The organism is Nonomuraea sp. NPDC050328, from assembly GCF_044459405.1.
Taxonomy (GTDB): domain Bacteria; phylum Actinomycetota; class Actinomycetes; order Streptosporangiales; family Streptosporangiaceae; genus Nonomuraea.
The window spans coordinates 234,632-249,934 of the sequence record NZ_JBITIW010000005.1 but is presented as its reverse complement, the minus strand read 5'-3'; the positions used below and the strand labels follow the sequence as shown (position 1 = coordinate 249,934).

Below are 15,303 nucleotides of genomic sequence, written 5' to 3'. Positions count from 1 at the left end.
GATTCATGGGCGCACCTGCGGCGGAGGGCACGAAGTCACGGGATGGTCGAAGGACCGCCGCTGTTCCCACCACGGCAGATCGGGGGAGGCGAGCGGGTCGGCCAGCGTCCTGGCCCGGAACCTCGCGTCGATCGGGCGGACCAGACCGTAGAGGTACGGCGAGGCCCACGCCGGAAGGCGGCGCAGGGCGAACTCCAGCCGGCCGCGAGGACCTTCGCCGGAGCAGTCGGGGAGGGGCAGATGGGCGGCGGGACGGTGGCTCGCGCAGCGGGTCTCGCAGGTCCGTACCCGCGACGGGGGCCTACGCGGCATGGGCCTTTCTGGCCGTCATGGCTGCGATCATGCCATAACCATTGGCCCGGGTTCAGGCCGCTGTGGCACGGTGGCGGGGTGAACGAGCAGCTCCCTCGCACGGTGGAAGAGGCGATCGCCGCCGAACGGGCGGGACGGCGCCTGCGCTACCTGTACTTCTGGGGCCACCGCCCCAGCCGCGACGGCACCGTCGCAGCGGGCTGCCTGTCGCAGTGGTGGCCGGTCGAATTCCAGGAGGACGGGCACGTCTTCGCCTCGGCCGAGCACTACATGATGGCGCACAAGGCGTGGCTGTTCGGCGACCACGAAGCCGCCTCCGAGATCCTCGCGGCGAGACACCCGGGCGAGGCGAAGGCCGTCGGGCGGACGGTGCGCGGCTTCGACGAGCAGACCTGGAACGCACACCGCTTCGACATCGTGGTCCGCGGCAGCCTCGCCAAGTTCGGCCAGCACCCGGACCTGCGGCGGTTCCTGCTGTCCAGCGGCAACCGGGTGCTGGTCGAAGCCAGCCCCGTGGACCGGATCTGGGGGATCGGCCTGACCGCCGACGACGAGGGGGCCGCCTCTCCGGAGCGGTGGCGGGGGCTGAACCTGCTGGGCTTCGCGTTGATGACCGTCCGCGAACGACTGGCATCCTGAGCACTCCCGGCGGTCGGAATGCCGGTGCCTCGCGGGGGGCGGCAGGAGTCAGGGCGCCCTGGTTTGATCTCCGCCTACCGTTGGGAGCCGATATGCCGATCATGGAACTGGGAGCGCGCGATTCGGTGATCGACTTCGCGCAAGGGACGGCCGACGACCCCTGGCTGGAGCGGCGCCCTCTGGACTCGACGGACGAGGCCACCGTCTCCCGGTACGCGGAGGCCGACACCTTCGGTACCGCTGTCTCCCTCGGGGTCCTTGACGTCAGCGGCCCGTACTTCTCCGACCGGCAGCATTGGAACCTGTTCCACTACTTGCTCGACGGGCACCACAAACTGCTCGCCGCCGCCCGGGCCGGGCGGCCGCTGCGGCTGCTCTCCTTCGTCTCCGTCGGCCGCTCTCTTGCGAGCCCGGACGACTTCGCGCAGTTCCGTGCGCTGGTGGAGCGGTGATCGTCAGCGCGGCGGGAAGTGGAAGGTCCAGCCGGGTTGCCAGGTGAAGGGGGCGTTCACCAGGTCCTCCAGAGGGATGCCGTTCAGCAGGTGTTGCAGGGCCCAGCGGTTGGCGGAGTGGGCGATCACCAGGAGGGGGCCGGGGCCGGTGGCGTGGTCGTCGAGGAAGGAGCGGGTGGGCCGCGAAGGCGAGCTCGGCGGTCTGTACGGCACGCCGCAGGTCGGAGGTGTAGACGGCGGTCAGGCCGTCGTGGCGGCGGCGGTCGCCGAGCTCGGCGGCGAGGCGGCGGCCCGTGGGGGAGAGGTCGCCGGGGAGCCAGCCGGTGGCCATGCCGGCTTCGTTGTCCGTGGTGATGGAGTGGGTCTCGTAGATGAGGGTGGGCATGCTGTGGATCTTCCCTGCCTGCTGCCGCCGTGCACAGAGGGCCGGTGGACCGGTATGAATGGACCCATGAAGGTACGAAGTGTCCTCCTGGCTGTCGCGCTCGGGCTCACCCTGCTGGCTCCTCCGGCGCAAGCCGCCACGACGGCGACCAAGGTGTTCGGGTTCCTGCACGCCGCGGGCGGTGGGGAGTTGTGGTTCGCCAAGGGCAAGATCTGGCCGCACCCCGAGTTCGAGGCCTGGCAGTGGAAGCGCACCGGCAAGTGGCGCAAGCACGAGGTGGCCCCCGGCGCCAAGCTGTACGTGAACATCCTGGCCGGGCAGTCGCAGTCCAAGAAGGTGTCCTACTCCTGGCTCAACACCAAGCTGCGGCCGAAGGCGACCAAGCAGATGGGCTTCCACGTCTGGTTCTCCGGCAAGAAGATCGTCCGGGTCCAGCAGGTCTACACGCCGTAGCGGCCTTGCGTCCGGCGGGGCGGGCGGGGATGCTCGCCCCATGAGCGTGCGGATGGAACGGGACGGATCGGTCAGCACGGTCGTGCTCTCCCGGCCGGAGGTCCGCAACGCCGTCGACCGCAAGACGGCCGACGCGCTGAGCGACGCCTTCGCCGAGTTCGAGCGGTCGGACGCGGCGGTCGCGGTGCTGTGGGGCGAGGGCGGCACCTTCTGCGCCGGGGCCGACCTCAAGGCGCTGGACAACCACGTCGGCGAGGAGGGCGACGGGCCGATGGGCCCGACCCGGATGCGGCTCACCAAGCCGGTGATCGCCGCGGTCGCCGGGCACGCGGTGGCGGGCGGGCTGGAGCTGGCGCTCTGGTGCGACCTGCGGGTGGCCGAGGAGGACGCGGTGTTCGGGGTCTTCTGCCGCCGCTGGGGCGTGCCTCTGATCGACGGGGGGACGGTACGGCTGCCGCGGTTGATCGGGTTGTCGCGGGCGATGGACCTGATCCTCACCGGGCGGCCGGTGGGGGCGGCCGAGGCGCTGGCCATGGGGCTGGCCAACCGGGTCGTGCCGACCGGCTCCTCTCGCGAGCATGCCGAGGAGCTGGCCCGGCAGCTCGCCCGGTTCCCGCAGACGTGTCTGCGCGGTGACAGGCTGTCGGCGCTGGAGCAGGAGGGGCTGCCGGAGGGGGAGGCGATCGTCAACGAGCTGCGGCACGGGATGACCGCGCTCGGGGACGCGGTGGGCGGCGCGGCCCGCTTCGCCGCCGGAGAGGGCCGCCACGGCGCCTTCTGAACCCGCGACCCGAAAGAACCGGAAGGACACCGCGCCCCCAAGAGCCCGTCAGCCCTGGGTCTGGGCGTTGAACTCGGTCAGCCGCTGCCCCTCCTGCCGCACCCCGGTCAGTTTTAGCACGTCCAGCCCCGAGTAGAGGTCGCTGGAGTAGATGTACCCGTTGTAGTAGTAAGCCGACCAGGACCCCCCACTCCCACCCATGGACACCGGCGCGTGCCCCCGCTGGAAGTACCCGATCTCCCGGGCATGAGCCGGGTCGGTGAAGTCGATGACGCTGACCCCGCCCTCGTACCACCCCTGGACCATGACGTCCCGTCCGGGCACCGGCACCAGAGACCCGTTGTGCGCGCTACACGTCCCCCGAGCCACCCGCGGAATCATGAAATATCCCTGCAAGGTGAGCTTGGTCCCTTTCAGGGTGTAGACCCCGTTGGCCCCCCAGGTCCCACCCCTCGCCGGAGGGCACACACTGGACCGCCCCCCACCGAACTCGTCGGAGAACACCACCTTGCTCCCGTCCTGGCTGAACACCGCCGAGTGCCAGTAGCCGAAGTGCTTGGGGTCACGCACCCGGTCGAGCACCTTGGGCCGCAAGGGGTCGGACACGTCCAGCAGCAGCCCGTCCCCGATGCAGGAGGCCGCCGCCAGCCGCTTGGGCGCGTAGACGGTGACGTCGTGGCACCCGCCGACCAGGATGTGGTCGGTCCCCGCCGGGCTGCCGCCGCCCTCCAGGAGCTCCGGCTGCGCCGCCACCGTGGCCCGGGCGGGATCGGCGACCGGCACCTTGACCACGGTGATGCTGCCCTTGGCCGCATGGCACGCGCTCCCGGAGGTCCGCGACGGGGCCGAGGTGGCGAACAGGTAGACCGACGCCGGGTCGTCGCTCGGGATGAGCGTCGCGGTGTGCGAGCCGCACGGCGTGCGGACCGCGCCCACGTACCGGGGCGCCCGCTTGTCGGCGATGTCGAAGATGCGCAGCCCCTCCCAGTCGCCGGTGCCGGGCGCGTCGCAGCGTTCGCCGCCCATGCCCAGGTCCACCGAGAGGAACAGCAGGTTCCCGCTGACCGTCACGTCGTTCTGTGGCCCCGGGCAGTACACCTGGCTGACCACCTGGGGCTGCTCGGGCCGCGAGATGTCGTAGACGGTGAAGCCGAGGTAGTTCCCGGCGATGGCGTAGCCGCCGGTGAAGGCGAGGTCGGAGCCGACCGCCTCCTCGACGTCCATGGGCGGCCGGCGCGGCACGTTCGCCACCGGGACCAGGGCGGCGTCGTGCTCGGCCGAGTCGAGGTAGTCGGCCAGGTCGCCGGGCCGGATCGGGGTCCCGTCCCCGAGCGGGCTCTGGGTCCGGCTCGCCGCCGGGGCCTTGGCGGGCTGCCGGGACGGCTCCGCCGTACAGGCAGCGAGGAGCAGGGAGAGCGCGGCGGCCAGCGCCGGCAGGGCGCCTCGCACGTCAGCGGCCGTCCTTGACGACCGGCAGCCGGGCGGGGCGGTGGGCCATGGTGCCGGTGGTCCAGTCGAGCTCGTCCGCGGGTACGGCGAGCCGTAGCTCGGGCAGGCCGGTGACCAGGGCGGACAGCGCCTCCTGCAGTTCCATCCGCGCCAGGTTGGCGCCCAGGCAGTAGTGGATGCCGCGGCTGAAGCCGAGGTGCGGCGAGGGCATGGGCCGGTCCAGGCGGAAGGCGGCCGGGTCGGGGAAGACGGCGGGGTCGTGGTTGGCGCCGATGAAGGAGGCGATGACGCCCTGGCCCTTGGCGATCACCGCGCCGGAGGGCAGTTCGACGTCCTCCAGCGCGACCCGGATGGGCGTGGTGTCGCCGGGGAACTCCAGCCGCAGCAGCTCCTCCACCGCCGCGGGCACCAGCGACGGGTCGGCGGCCAGTCGGCCGTACCCCTCCGGCCTGGGGTCGAGCAGCCGCTGCGCGGACCGGGACAGCACCGAGCCGGTGGTCTCGTAGCCGCCCAGTAAGAGCCCCATGGTCTGCACGACCAGCTCCTCCTCGGTGAGCCGGTCCTCCTCGTCGCGGGCGTGCACGAGGACGGCGAGCATGCCGTCGCCGGGGTCGGCGCGGTGTTCCTCGATGAGCCCGGCGACGTAGGCGTGGAAGCCGGCGCCGGCGGTGAGCTTCTCCTCAAGGGGCAGCCCGGAGGTGGAGAGCATCGCCTCCGCCCAGCTCGCCACCCGCTCGGTGTCGATCCCGGGCACGCCCATGACCTCGCAGATGACCTGCACGGGCAGCGGGAAGGCGAAGCCGGAGACGAAGTCGAACTCGCCGGGCAGCCCGGCCAGCAGCTCGTCGGCGACGGCGCGGACGCGGGGCCGCCACTGCTCGATCCGGCGCGGGGTGAAGGCGCCGGCCAGCAGCCGGCGCAGCCGGGTGTGCCGGGGCGGGTCGGTGCTGATCAGCAGGCCGGGGATGTCGCTGAAGCTGAAGCCCTCGTACAGCCGGGGCGCGCCCTCGTAGAACAGCTCGCGGGTGAAGCGCGCGTCACTGAGCACGGCGAGGGTGTCGTCGTGCCGCATGGTCAGCACGACCTCGTCGCCGCTGGGCAGGCGGACCCGGCCGGCGGGTTCGTGTGCCAGGCGGCGGGCGTAGGCGTCGGCGGGACGCCCGCGCGGGCAAGGCGGGAAGGGGAAGCTCTCAAGATCCGGCATAATCGCACGCTAGCCAGGCGAACCCCGCGTGGGAAGAACGTATGTTGGGCCTTATGCCGGACATCGAGGTCGCCGGGCGACAGGTGCAGATCACCAACCCGGACAAGGTCGTCTTCCCCGACAGCGGGCACACCAAGCTCGACCTGGTGCGCTACTACCTGGCCGTCGGCGAGGCGGCCCTGCGCGGCGTGGACGGCCGGCCGATGATCCTCAAGCGGTACGTGCACGGCATCGCCGAGGAGGCCTTCTTCCAGAAGCGGGCGCCGAAGAAGCGGCCCGACTGGATCGAGGTCGCCGAGCTGCGCTACCGCTCGGGACTGTCGGCCGAGGAGGTCGTGGTCACCGACCTGGCCCAGCTCGTCTGGGTGGTCAACCTCGGCTGCGTCGACCTCAACCCGCACCCGGTGCGCGCCGGCGACCTGGCCCACCCGGACGAGCTGCGCATCGACCTCGATCCGGTGCCCGGCGTGCCGTGGGCCGACATCCTGACCACCGCGCAGGTCGTGCGCGAGGTGCTGGGCGACCACGGGCTGGGCGCCTGGCCGAAGACCTCCGGCTCGCGCGGCTTCCACGTCTACACCCGGATCACCCCCGACTGGACCTTCGCCCAGGTGCGCAAGGCCGCCGAGGCGGTCGCCCGCGAGGTCGAGCGGCGCATCCCCGACGTCGCCACCGCCCGCTGGTGGAAGGAGGAGCGGCACGGCGTCTTCGTGGACTTCAACCAGAACGCCTACGACCGCACCGTCGTCAGCGCCTACTCCGTGCGCGCCGTGCCCGACGCCCGGGTCTCGACCCCGCTGACCTGGGACGAGGTGCCCGGCTGCCGGCCCGAGGAGTTCACCCTCGACACCGTGCCCAAGCGCCTAGCCGAGCGCGGCGACCCCTGGGAGGACCTCGGCCTGGAGCCCGGCTCGCTGACCGGGCTGCTGGAGCTGGCCGAGTCGCTCGGGCCCGCGCCGAAGCCGCCCAAGGGTGAGGGCCGCCGCGTGCAGCAGATGCCGGTGATCGAGATCGCCAAGGCGCAGCACAAGGAGGAGGCGCTGGCCGGGCTCGACCGCTGGAAGGCCCGCCATCCGGAGGTCGCCGCCCTGCTCGAGCCCGCCGACGTGCTCGTGGACGGCATGCGCGGGCGCAGCAGCGTGTGGTACCGGATCCGGGTGAACCTCCAGCATGTGCCGGAAAACCTCCGCCCGCCGCAGGAAGCTCTCGAATCGGACTACAACCCCTGGGCGTGATCGCCTAGGCTCCTCGCATGGAGCTGGAGATCGACACGACCAAGCCCAGCGTGGCGCGGATCTACGACTACTGGCTCGGCGGGAAGGACAACTTCGAGGTCGACCGCCTCGCCGCCGAGCAGTTGCTCAAGCTGGTCCCCGACGCGGTGGAGATGTGCAGGGAGAACCGCGACTTCCTGCGCCGCACCGTCACGCTGCTGGCCGGTGCGGGCATCCGCCAGTTCCTCGACATCGGCAGCGGCCTGCCGACCCAGGACAACGTGCACGAGGTGGCCCTGCGCGCCGCCCCCGACGCGGTCACCGTCTACGTGGACAACGACCCGATCGTGCTCGTCCACGGCCGGGCGCTGCTGGCCGCCGGGGGCAACGCGCACGTCATCGGCGCCGACCTGCGCGAGCCCGGCGACATCTTCGCGCAGGCCGCCGAGCACCTCGACCTCGACCGGCCGGTCGCCGTCCTGCTGCTGTCCATCGCGCACTTCGTCACCGACGACGCCGAGCTCGCCCGGGTCATGGACGAGATCCGCGCGCGGCTGGCCTCGGGCAGCTACATCGTGATGTCGCACGCCTCGGCGGGGGAGACCACCTCCGACGCGACGGTCGCCGCGGCCCAGGAGGTGTACGCGCGTTCCGCGCCCGGCGGCATCACCCCGCGCACCCGGCCGCAGCTCGCCGCCCTCTTCGACGGGCTGGAGCTGCTGGAGCCGGAGCTGGTGCCGGTGCGGTCCTGGCGGACGGGGCTGCGGCCGGACTACTCCAAGCCCAACGTCATCGGCATCGTCGCCCGCGTGCCCTGACCGCGCTCACACCCGGGTGGGCGGCTCGTAGCCGTCGTCCTCGCCGTAGACCCGCCCGCTCTGCTGCCCGCGGGTCTCGATGACCGGCCCGCCGTACTCGCCGGCCAGATCCGGCTCCTCCTCGGGTACGGCAGGCGTCAGGTACCGCGCCCACGTGGTGCGCCCCCGGGCCGGCCCGTTGAGCAGCCCCCGGCGTTGCGCGGCGGCCACCCGCCCGGGCCACGGCATCCTCGGCAGCAGCAACCGCCGCCCCCGGGCCGCCCGCCACTGCCGGGCCAGCACGTCGGTGCCCAGCACCTCGGGCCCGCCGTACTCCTCGATGCCCTTGCGCGGTCCCTCGTCCAGCAGCTCGGCCAGCCGCCCGGCCACCTCGCGGGCGTCCACCGGCTGCCAGGCCACGCCGGGATCCACCGGCAGCACCGGCCCGGCCTTGCCGAGCAGCCCGTCGAGCCACTGGTGGAAGGGCGTGGCCCGCAGGACGGTCCAGCCGAGCCCGCTCTGCGCGATCAGCCGTTCGGCGCGCAGCTTGTGCCGGAAGTAGCCGACCGGCGCGTGCTGGATGCCGGTGATGGACACGTACAGCAGGTGCGCGACCCCGGCCGAGGCCTCGATCAGCCGCCGGGTGCCGGCCACGTCGACCGAGGCGGTGCGCCGGCCGCGGTGGGGGAGCGAGGCCAGGTGGACGACCGCCTCGACGCCGTCGGCCGCCTGCCGTACCCCCTGGCCGGTGGCCAGGTCGGCGACCAGCCAGCGCACGCCCGGCTCCTGACGCGGGCGGCGGCTGATCGCCCGCACCTCGTGGCCCGCGGCGGCCAGCCGCGGCACCGTCTCCCGTCCGAGGATCCCCGTCGCTCCGGTCACCAGCACGCGCATCGCCCGCTCCTTCCCGTCGCCGGGCCCCTTACCCCGGACTGGACGGGCCAGGCTCGTCCGATGTGACGCTCTCGCGCCACTTGTCGAACAGCAGCGGGATCTCGCGGTGCATGAACAGGTAGAAGTCCCGCAGGTCGGTCATGGTCTTCCCGGCGTGCGTCTCGGGCCCGCCGAGCGCGTCGATGCCCTCGCCCACCATGTCGGCGAGCGTCTTGTACAGGGAGACCTTGGTGAGCGCGGCCTCCCACCAGTTGTTGGTGAGCAGCCGGTAGTGGTCGCGCCGGGAGCCCGGGATGGGCTCGCGGGCGACCATGCCGAGCTGGATGAGGTAGCGCACCGCGCCGGAGATCGCCGCCGGGCTCACGCCGAGCCGTTCGCTCAGGTCGGCCGCGCTGAGCGTCTCCTCCTCGGCCACCGACAGCGAGATCAGCACCCGCGCCGCCATGGGCGGGAACCCCCAGTCGGTCAGCGTGCGGCTCAGTCGTTCGACGAACCGCCGAACGCTCTCCTCGTCCCTCATCCCGCTCCTCTCGTGCCGCCGGCGTCAAGAATCCGTAGTTTACCGTATTCACGACTTTCACAAGTTTGTGAAAGCTGTGTACAGTCTAAAGCATGAGCAACGTCATCTCCCTGTCCGGCGTGACCAAGCGGTTCGGCCGGACGACCGCGCTGGACGGGCTCGACCTGACCGTCCGTACCGGCGAGGTGCACGGCTTCCTCGGCCCCAACGGCGCCGGGAAGTCCACCACCATCCGGGTCCTGCTGGGCCTGCTGCGCGCCGACTCCGGCAGCGCGAGCCTGCTCGGCGGCGACCCGTGGAAGGACGCGGTCGCGCTCCACCGCCGCCTGGCCTACGTGCCCGGCGACGTCACGCTCTGGCCCGGCCTGTCCGGCGGCGAGGTCATCGACCTGCTCGGCCGGCTGCGCGGCGGGCTCGACCCGCGCCGCCGCGCCGACCTGGTCGAGCGCTTCGAGCTCGACCCGCGCAAGAAGGGCCGCGCCTACTCCAAGGGCAACCGGCAGAAGGTCGCCCTCATCGCCGCGCTGGCCTCCGACGTCGAGCTCTTCCTCCTGGACGAGCCCACCTCCGGGCTCGACCCGCTGATGGAGGCGGTCTTCACCGACTGCGTCGCCGAGCTGCGCGCCCAGGGCCGCACCGTCCTGCTCTCCAGCCACATCCTGGCCGAGGTGGAGAAGCTGTGCGACCGGGTGAGCATCATCCGCGAGGGCCGCATCGTCGAGTCCGGCACCATGGCCGAGCTGCGCCACCTGACCCGCACCACGATCAGCGCCGAGCTGGCCGGCTCCCCGAACGGCCTGCGCGACGTGCACGACCTGCGCGTCGAGGGCAACCGCGTCACCTTCCAGGTCGACACCGACCACCTCGACGAGGCGCTCCGGCAGCTCACCGCCTCGGGCGTGCGCGCCCTGACCAGCCAGCCGCCCACCCTGGAAGAGCTCTTCATGCGCCACTACCAGCGCGAGGCCGTGCGATGACCGGCACCGGCGCCCTGGTCCGCCTCATCCTGCGGCGCGACCGGCTGATCATCCCGCTCTGGGTGCTGCTGCTGGCGATCATGCCGATCACCCAGACCTCCGCCCTCGGCGGCCTCTACGACACCGACGCCGAGCTGCAGGCCTTCGCCGCCTCCATGCGGAGCACCCCCGCCTTCACCGCCCTGTACGGCCCGCTCCTCGACTGGCACGCCCCCGCGCTGGGCGTGTGGCGAGCCGGCTTCGTCCCGGTCATCCTCGGCATGGCCTGCCTGCTCACCGTGATCCGGCACACGCGGGTCGAGGAGGAGAGCGGCCGGCGCGAGCTGATCGGCTCCACCGTGATCGGCCGCAACGCCGGTCTGACCGCCGCGCTGGTGGTGACCTCGATCGCCGCCGTGCTCACCGGCGTGATCGTCTTCGCCACGCTGGCCGGTTCCCACCCGGTCGCCGGCGCGCTGGCCGCCGGGCTCGGCTACATGCTGGTCGGCCTCGCCTTCGCCGTCGTCGGCGCGGTCGCCGCCCAGCTCACCGAGAGCGCCGGCGGCGCGCGGGCCATCGGCCTGGCCGCGCTCGGCGTGGCCTACCTCGCCCGGATGGCGGGGGACACCTCCGACGCCTCCTGGCTGTCGTGGCTGTCCCCGATCGCCTGGGGGCAGAAGCTGCGGCCGTTCGCCTCGGAGGACTGGTCGCCGCTGCTGGTCTTCGCCGTCTTCCTCGCGCTCGCCGGCTACGCCGCCTACGTGCTGTCCGCCCGCCGCGACGTCGGCGCCGGGCTGCTGCCCCCGAGCCTCGGACCGGCGAGCGCTCCCACCAGCCTGGCCAGCCCGTTCGCCCTGGCCTGGCGGCTGCACCGCGGGCCGCTGCTGGCCTGGAGCATCGCCTTCGCGATCTTCGGCATGGTCATCGGCAGCGCCGCCAAGGCGGCCACCGACGCGCTCGGCCAGAACGCGGAGATCAGGGAGATGCTCGCCCGCCTCGGCGGCAGCGCCGATCTCGGCGACCTGTTCATCGCCGCGCTGATCAGCATCTTCGGCCTGGCCGTCTCCGGCTACGCCATCCAGGCGGCGCTGCGCATGCGCACCGAGGAGACCCTCACCCGGGCCGAACCCCTGCTGGCCACCGGCGTCGGCCGGCTCGAATGGGCCGCCGGCCACCTCGCCTTCGCCCTCCTCGGACCGGCGGTCGTCCTCGCGGTCTCCGGCGCGGGCGTCGGCCTGGCCTACGGCGGAGCCACCGGCGACCTGGCCGGCCAGCTCCCGCGCACCGTCGGCGCCGCCCTCGCGCAGCTCCCCGCGGTCTGGACCCTCGCCGGGCTGGCCGTGGCGCTGTTCGGGCTGCTGCCGCGCGCGGTCTCGGCGGCCTGGGTGGCGCTGGCCGCCTTCCTCCTGCTCGGACAGGTCGGCGCGTTGCTCGACCTGCCCGAGGCGCTGCTGGAGGTGTCGCCGTTCAGCCACCTGCCCATGCTGCCCGGCGGCCCGGCCGACCTGACCCCGCTGGCCGCGATGACCGCGGTCGCCGCCGTCCTGACCGCCGCCGGCCTGTACGGCTGGCGCCGCCGCGACGTCGGCTAGGCCCTACTTCTTGATCAGGGGTACGACCTGGTCGATCGCGTAGGGGATGCTCAGCACGGTGTTGAAGGAGAGCGCGGCCCCGATCGGCGGGTCCTGGTAGGTCAGGAACAGGTCGCGCCCCTCCTTGGCCACCTTCAGCTCCTTGTACACGCTGTCGGACTTGATCCGCTCCCAGGGCTCCTTGCCGGTGGTCAGCCAGACCAGCCGGTCGACCTCCAGGAGGTTGAGCCCCTCCGACCCGAACTCCGCCACGTTCGACTTGCCCGCCCGCTTGGTGATCTCCTCCGGGACGGTGAACCCGAGCTCGGCCAGGAAGGCGGACTTCGGGTCGCCCTTCTGGAAGGCCGAGTAGGTGCCGGCCTTGAAGCTGTCGGCGGCCACCGCGCTCAGCCCCGCCCACTGCGGGTTGGCCTCGCGGGCGGCGGCGAACTTCGCGCCGATCCCGGCGATCAGCTCCTTGGCCTTGGCCTCCTCGCCGAGCGCGCGGCCGGCCAGCAGCGTGTACTCCTGCCACGGCGCGGCGTAGGGGTCGAAGCCCTTCGGCTGGGCCACCACCGGCGCGATCTTGGAGAGCTGGTCGTAGGTCTCCTTCTGGACGCCGGAGTACATGGCGAAGATCAGGTCGGGCTTGAGCGCGACCACCTTCTCCATCTTCACGCCGTCCTCACGCAGGCCCAGCACCTTGGGCTGGGCGCCGCCCCAGGCGTCCTTGGCCCACGGCCAGTCGGTGAAGGGGCTGCGCTGGAACCAGTCCACCACGCCCACCGGCTTGTAACCGAGGGCCAGCACGGGCTCGTGGTCGCTGAGGCCGATCGTGACGATGCGCTCGGGCCGCTTCTTGATCTCGGTCGTGCCGTACAGGTGCTCGACCTTCGCCGAGAAGGCGGGTGCCGGGCTGCCCGAGGCGGATCCGGCGGAGGGGGCGGGGGCCGGGCCGCCCCCGCAGGCGGCGGCCGACAGCAGCGCCGGCACGACCAGGGCGGCGGTGAGCGCCGTCTTCAAGCGAACCATCGATCCTCATCAATTAGGTGAGCCTTACCTAAAGGGAGCATATAGGTAAGGCAAGGCTGACCTAAAGCTAGGATCTCCCCGTGCGAACCAAACTGGCCGCCGCCCTGGTGGTCCTGGCCGGGCTGTGCCTGCTCTCGCTGGCCGTGGGCAGCCGCGCCATCCCGCTCGGCGAGGTGGTCGCCGCCCTGACCGACCCGTCGAGCGTGGACCCGCAGACCGCGGCCATCGTCGGCGGCACCCGGCTGATCCGCACCCTCGTCGCGGTGCTGACCGGCGCCGCGCTCGGCTTGGCCGGCGCGGTCATGCAGGGACTCACCCGCAACCCGCTGGCCGACCCCGGCCTGCTCGGCGTCAGCGCCGGAGCCGCCTTCGGCACCGTGCTCGCCGCCGGGGTGCTCGGGCTGACCGGGCTGCTCACCTCGATCTGGTTCGCCTTCGCCGGGGCCGCCCTGGCGGCGGTCGCGGTCTACCTGCTCGGTGGGCGCGGCCGCAACGCCTCGCCGGTGAAGCTGGCCGTCGCCGGCATCGCGCTCACCTTCCTGCTCGACTCGCTGACCAACGGGATCGCGCTCAGCGACCCCGAGGCCCTCGACCGCTACCGCTACTGGTCGGCCGGCACCCTCACCGGGCACTCCTTCGCCACCGTGCTCCAGGTCGCCCCGTTCCTGCTGATCGGCTTCGGCCTCGCGCTGGGCACCGCCTCCGCCCTCAACAGCCTGGCCCTCGGCGAGGACGTGGCCGTGGCGATCGGCCGCCGCCCCGGCCGGGTACGGCTGCGCGCCGCGCTGGCCATCACCCTGCTGACCGGGGCGGCCGTGGCGGTCACCGGGCCGATCGTCTTCGTCGGCCTGGTCGTGCCGCACGTCGTCAGGATGGTCACCGGGCCCGACCACCGGTGGCTGCTGCCCGGCTCCATGATCCTGGCGCCGATCGTGCTGCTGGCCGCCGACATCCTGGGCCGCGTCGTGCTCCGCCCGCAGGAACTCGACGTCAGCCTGGTCGCGGCCTTCCTGGGCGCGCCGTTCTTCATCGCGCTGGTGCGGCGCAGGCGTCTGGCGGAGGTGTGAGATGAAGAGCTCCGCTCTCGTGCTCCGGCCGGGCCGGCGGGGGCTGTCGGCTCGCCTGCCGTACCGGCTGGTACTCACCTGGCTGGCGGCGATGGCCCTGGCCGCCGCGGCCTTCGCCCTGACCGTGGCGGCCGGCTCCGGTGACTACGCCGCCCCGATCAGCGCCCTGTGGGGCGTCGGCGAGCCCGCCGACCTGTTCGTGGTCCAGGAGGTACGGCTGCCGCGCGCGGTGGCCGGCCTGCTGGCGGGCGCCGCCTTCGGCCTGTCCGGCGCGATCTTCCAGACCGCCACCCGCAACCCGCTGGCCAGCCCCGACATGCTCGGCATCACCCAGGGCGCGGGCACCGCCGTCGCCGCCGGGGTGGTGTTCGGCGCGGGCCTCGCCACCCAGTTCCTCGGCCTGGCCGGAGCGCTGGTCGCCGGCCTGCTCATCTACCTGCTGGCCTGGGACCGCGGCACCACCGGCTACCGCGTCGTCCTGGTCGGCATCGGGGTGAGCTGGATGTGCGTCAGCGCCACCGCCTACCTGGTCAGCCGGGCCGAGCAGTACCAGGCCGCCCGGGTGCTCGGCTGGCTGGTCGGCTCGCTCAACGAGCGCACCTGGAGCCACGCCTGGCCGCCCGGCCTCGCGCTGGCCGTCCTGCTGCCGGTCGTGCTCCTGCTCGCCCGCACCCAGCGCGCCCTGCACCTGGGCGACGACATCGCCCTCGGTCTCGGCGTGCGGGTGCAGCGCGCCCGGCTCGGCCTGCTGCTGTGCGGCTCGGCCCTGGCCGCCTTCGCCACCGCCGCCGCCGGGCCGGTGCTCTTCGTGTCCCTGGCCGCGCCGCTCATCGCCCGCCGCCTGGCCGGCTCGGCCGCCCCGCCCCTCACCGCCTCGGCCGCCGTCGGGGCCGCCGTCGTGCTGGCCGGCGACCTGATCAGCCAGCGGCTCCTGGAGGACTCCGTGCTGCCCGTCGGCGTCGTCACCGGCGTGCTCGGCGCGCCCTTCCTGCTGTGGCGGCTGGGCAGCTCCAGAACGTCCGGCCGATGATGTCGAAAGCCCGGCCGCTCGCGCGTCGAGCAGAGTGAGAGGTTGTCCCCGGAGCTGAAGGAGCACACCGTGCGCTCCATCCTCCTGGCCCACGTCGACCGGGCGGGCAAGAACCGGCTGGAGCCCGCTGCTGCCCGACGAGCCGGAGGTGCTCGGCCAGGCCGCGGCGCCGCTGCTCACCGACGCCCGCCGGCCGGGCAGGACCCGTGACGGCGAGCTGGTCCCGCTGGCGGACCAGGACCGGACCCGATGGCGGTGGGACGACATCGACCACGGCCTGCGCCTGGCGGCCGAGGCGGTGCGGCGGGGGAGCGGGCCGTGGGTGCTGCAGGCGTCGATCGCCGCCCTCCAGGTGGCGCCCGTCCCCGACCGGGAGGCGATCGTCACGCTCTACGACCGGCTCGCCGTCCTCAGCCCGTCGCCCGCCGTGCCGGCCAACCGGGCGGCGGCCGTCGCGCTGGCCAGAGGACCCGCGGCCGCCCGTAACGAGGTCGAGCGCCGCCACCTGCTCCGCCGGCTCGCAACCCTGCGCTGAGACCACCCCTGC

The 15,303-nt window shown here is 73.1% G+C and carries 18 protein-coding genes and 1 pseudogene; 11 read left to right on the top strand and 8 right to left on the bottom strand.

What is annotated here, in order from left to right; all coding sequences use genetic code 11:
* Positions 1-3 precede the first annotated feature (3 nt).
* Positions 4-312 (bottom strand): hypothetical protein, encoded by a 309-nt coding sequence (locus ACIBG7_RS20890; RefSeq protein WP_397337281.1) that lies wholly within the window; start codon positions 310-312, stop codon positions 4-6.
* Positions 313-390: 78 nt separating this feature from the next.
* On the opposite strand from ACIBG7_RS20890, the gene ACIBG7_RS20885 reads away from it, so the two are divergent.
* Positions 391-951 (top strand): NADAR family protein, encoded by a 561-nt coding sequence (locus tag ACIBG7_RS20885; protein ID WP_397337280.1) that lies wholly within the window; start codon positions 391-393, stop codon positions 949-951.
* Between the two features lie 92 nt (positions 952-1,043).
* A complete protein-coding gene (locus ACIBG7_RS20880; RefSeq protein ID WP_397337494.1) occupies positions 1,044-1,403 on the top strand; it encodes a hypothetical protein in 360 nt (119 codons plus the stop codon).
* Between the two features lie 3 nt (positions 1,404-1,406).
* On the opposite strand, the gene ACIBG7_RS20875 is transcribed toward ACIBG7_RS20880, so the two are convergent.
* Together ACIBG7_RS20875 and ACIBG7_RS20870 are read right to left on the bottom strand one after the other, a co-directional pair.
* On the bottom strand, positions 1,407-1,616 hold the full coding sequence (locus ACIBG7_RS20875; RefSeq protein ID WP_357928377.1) for a hypothetical protein: 210 nt from the start codon (positions 1,614-1,616) through the stop codon (positions 1,407-1,409).
* Between the two features lie 19 nt (positions 1,617-1,635).
* A pseudogene (locus ACIBG7_RS20870) lies at positions 1,636-1,734 on the bottom strand (hypothetical protein); the annotation flags it as partial.
* Between the two features lie 120 nt (positions 1,735-1,854).
* Here ACIBG7_RS20870 and ACIBG7_RS20865 point away from each other — a divergent pair.
* Positions 1,855-2,241 (top strand): hypothetical protein, encoded by a 387-nt coding sequence (locus ACIBG7_RS20865; protein ID WP_357928224.1) that lies wholly within the window; start codon positions 1,855-1,857, stop codon positions 2,239-2,241.
* A 40-nt stretch (positions 2,242-2,281) separates the two neighbouring features.
* Complete coding sequence (locus ACIBG7_RS20860; protein WP_357928222.1) at positions 2,282-3,022, top strand: crotonase/enoyl-CoA hydratase family protein; 741 nt, start codon at positions 2,282-2,284, stop codon at positions 3,020-3,022.
* A 48-nt stretch (positions 3,023-3,070) separates the two neighbouring features.
* Here the strand turns inward: ACIBG7_RS20860 and ACIBG7_RS20855 are convergent, their stop codons facing one another.
* Complete coding sequence (locus ACIBG7_RS20855) at positions 3,071-4,471, bottom strand: LVIVD repeat-containing protein (RefSeq protein ID WP_397337278.1); 1,401 nt, start codon at positions 4,469-4,471, stop codon at positions 3,071-3,073.
* A 1-nt stretch (position 4,472) separates the two neighbouring features.
* On the bottom strand, positions 4,473-5,675 hold the full coding sequence (locus ACIBG7_RS20850; RefSeq protein WP_357928218.1) for a cytochrome P450: 1,203 nt from the start codon (positions 5,673-5,675) through the stop codon (positions 4,473-4,475).
* A 53-nt stretch (positions 5,676-5,728) separates the two neighbouring features.
* Between ACIBG7_RS20850 and ligD the strand changes: the two genes are divergently transcribed.
* Positions 5,729-6,910: a non-homologous end-joining DNA ligase gene (gene ligD / locus ACIBG7_RS20845; RefSeq protein WP_397337277.1), complete on the top strand. Its 1,182-nt coding sequence runs from the start codon at positions 5,729-5,731 to the stop codon at positions 6,908-6,910.
* A gap of 17 nt (positions 6,911-6,927) precedes the next feature.
* A complete protein-coding gene (locus ACIBG7_RS20840) occupies positions 6,928-7,707 on the top strand; it encodes an SAM-dependent methyltransferase (RefSeq protein WP_397337276.1) in 780 nt (259 codons plus the stop codon).
* Positions 7,708-7,713: 6 nt separating this feature from the next.
* Here the strand turns inward: ACIBG7_RS20840 and ACIBG7_RS20835 are convergent, their stop codons facing one another.
* The gene (locus ACIBG7_RS20835) at positions 7,714-8,580 is read right to left on the bottom strand and encodes an SDR family oxidoreductase (protein ID WP_397337275.1); all 867 of its coding nucleotides are present in this window, start codon (positions 8,578-8,580) and stop codon (positions 7,714-7,716) included.
* Positions 8,581-8,608: 28 nt separating this feature from the next.
* On the bottom strand, positions 8,609-9,100 hold the full coding sequence (locus ACIBG7_RS20830; protein ID WP_357928212.1) for a helix-turn-helix domain-containing protein: 492 nt from the start codon (positions 9,098-9,100) through the stop codon (positions 8,609-8,611).
* Between the two features lie 92 nt (positions 9,101-9,192).
* Between ACIBG7_RS20830 and ACIBG7_RS20825 the strand changes: the two genes are divergently transcribed.
* The gene (locus ACIBG7_RS20825) at positions 9,193-10,077 is read left to right on the top strand and encodes an ABC transporter ATP-binding protein (protein WP_357928210.1); all 885 of its coding nucleotides are present in this window, start codon (positions 9,193-9,195) and stop codon (positions 10,075-10,077) included.
* Positions 10,074-11,648, top strand: a complete 1,575-nt coding sequence (locus ACIBG7_RS20820) for an ABC transporter permease (RefSeq protein ID WP_397337272.1) — start codon at positions 10,074-10,076, stop codon at positions 11,646-11,648. The genes ACIBG7_RS20825 and ACIBG7_RS20820 overlap by 4 nt, the downstream gene beginning before the upstream one ends.
* Before the next feature lie 3 nt (positions 11,649-11,651).
* On the opposite strand, the gene ACIBG7_RS20815 is transcribed toward ACIBG7_RS20820, so the two are convergent.
* Positions 11,652-12,659 carry an ABC transporter substrate-binding protein gene (locus tag ACIBG7_RS20815; protein WP_397337271.1) on the bottom strand — a complete coding sequence of 336 codons (1,008 nt, stop codon included), beginning with the start codon at positions 12,657-12,659 and terminating at the stop codon, positions 11,652-11,654.
* 80 nt (positions 12,660-12,739) lie between these two features.
* Between ACIBG7_RS20815 and ACIBG7_RS20810 the strand changes: the two genes are divergently transcribed.
* From ACIBG7_RS20810 to ACIBG7_RS20800, 3 genes are all read left to right on the top strand, one after another.
* The gene (locus ACIBG7_RS20810; RefSeq protein WP_397337270.1) at positions 12,740-13,726 is read left to right on the top strand and encodes a FecCD family ABC transporter permease; all 987 of its coding nucleotides are present in this window, start codon (positions 12,740-12,742) and stop codon (positions 13,724-13,726) included.
* A 1-nt stretch (position 13,727) separates the two neighbouring features.
* The gene (locus ACIBG7_RS20805) at positions 13,728-14,756 is read left to right on the top strand and encodes a FecCD family ABC transporter permease (RefSeq protein ID WP_397337269.1); all 1,029 of its coding nucleotides are present in this window, start codon (positions 13,728-13,730) and stop codon (positions 14,754-14,756) included.
* Positions 14,757-14,883: 127 nt separating this feature from the next.
* Positions 14,884-15,291: a DUF6596 domain-containing protein gene (locus tag ACIBG7_RS20800; RefSeq protein WP_397337490.1), complete on the top strand. Its 408-nt coding sequence runs from the start codon at positions 14,884-14,886 to the stop codon at positions 15,289-15,291.
* Positions 15,292-15,303 lie beyond the last annotated feature (12 nt).

What these genes read in the sequence shown, in the direction of transcription:
- ACIBG7_RS20890 (WP_397337281.1), bottom strand. Translation starts at nt 312, where the DNA reads ATGCCGCGTAGGCCCCCGTCGCGGGTACGGACCTGCGAGACCCGCTGC.
- ACIBG7_RS20880 (WP_397337494.1), top strand. Translation starts at nt 1,044, where the DNA reads ATGCCGATCATGGAACTGGGAGCGCGCGATTCGGTGATCGACTTCGCG.
- ACIBG7_RS20865 (WP_357928224.1), top strand. Translation starts at nt 1,855, where the DNA reads ATGAAGGTACGAAGTGTCCTCCTGGCTGTCGCGCTCGGGCTCACCCTG.
- ACIBG7_RS20860 (WP_357928222.1), top strand. Translation starts at nt 2,282, where the DNA reads ATGAGCGTGCGGATGGAACGGGACGGATCGGTCAGCACGGTCGTGCTC.
- ACIBG7_RS20850 (WP_357928218.1), bottom strand. Translation starts at nt 5,675, where the DNA reads ATGCCGGATCTTGAGAGCTTCCCCTTCCCGCCTTGCCCGCGCGGGCGT.
- ligD (WP_397337277.1), top strand. Translation starts at nt 5,729, where the DNA reads ATGCCGGACATCGAGGTCGCCGGGCGACAGGTGCAGATCACCAACCCG.
- ACIBG7_RS20840 (WP_397337276.1), top strand. Translation starts at nt 6,928, where the DNA reads ATGGAGCTGGAGATCGACACGACCAAGCCCAGCGTGGCGCGGATCTAC.
- ACIBG7_RS20835 (WP_397337275.1), bottom strand. Translation starts at nt 8,580, where the DNA reads ATGCGCGTGCTGGTGACCGGAGCGACGGGGATCCTCGGACGGGAGACG.
- ACIBG7_RS20830 (WP_357928212.1), bottom strand. Translation starts at nt 9,100, where the DNA reads ATGAGGGACGAGGAGAGCGTTCGGCGGTTCGTCGAACGACTGAGCCGC.
- ACIBG7_RS20825 (WP_357928210.1), top strand. Translation starts at nt 9,193, where the DNA reads ATGAGCAACGTCATCTCCCTGTCCGGCGTGACCAAGCGGTTCGGCCGG.
- ACIBG7_RS20820 (WP_397337272.1), top strand. Translation starts at nt 10,074, where the DNA reads ATGACCGGCACCGGCGCCCTGGTCCGCCTCATCCTGCGGCGCGACCGG.
- ACIBG7_RS20815 (WP_397337271.1), bottom strand. Translation starts at nt 12,659, where the DNA reads ATGGTTCGCTTGAAGACGGCGCTCACCGCCGCCCTGGTCGTGCCGGCG.
- ACIBG7_RS20805 (WP_397337269.1), top strand. Translation starts at nt 13,728, where the DNA reads ATGAAGAGCTCCGCTCTCGTGCTCCGGCCGGGCCGGCGGGGGCTGTCG.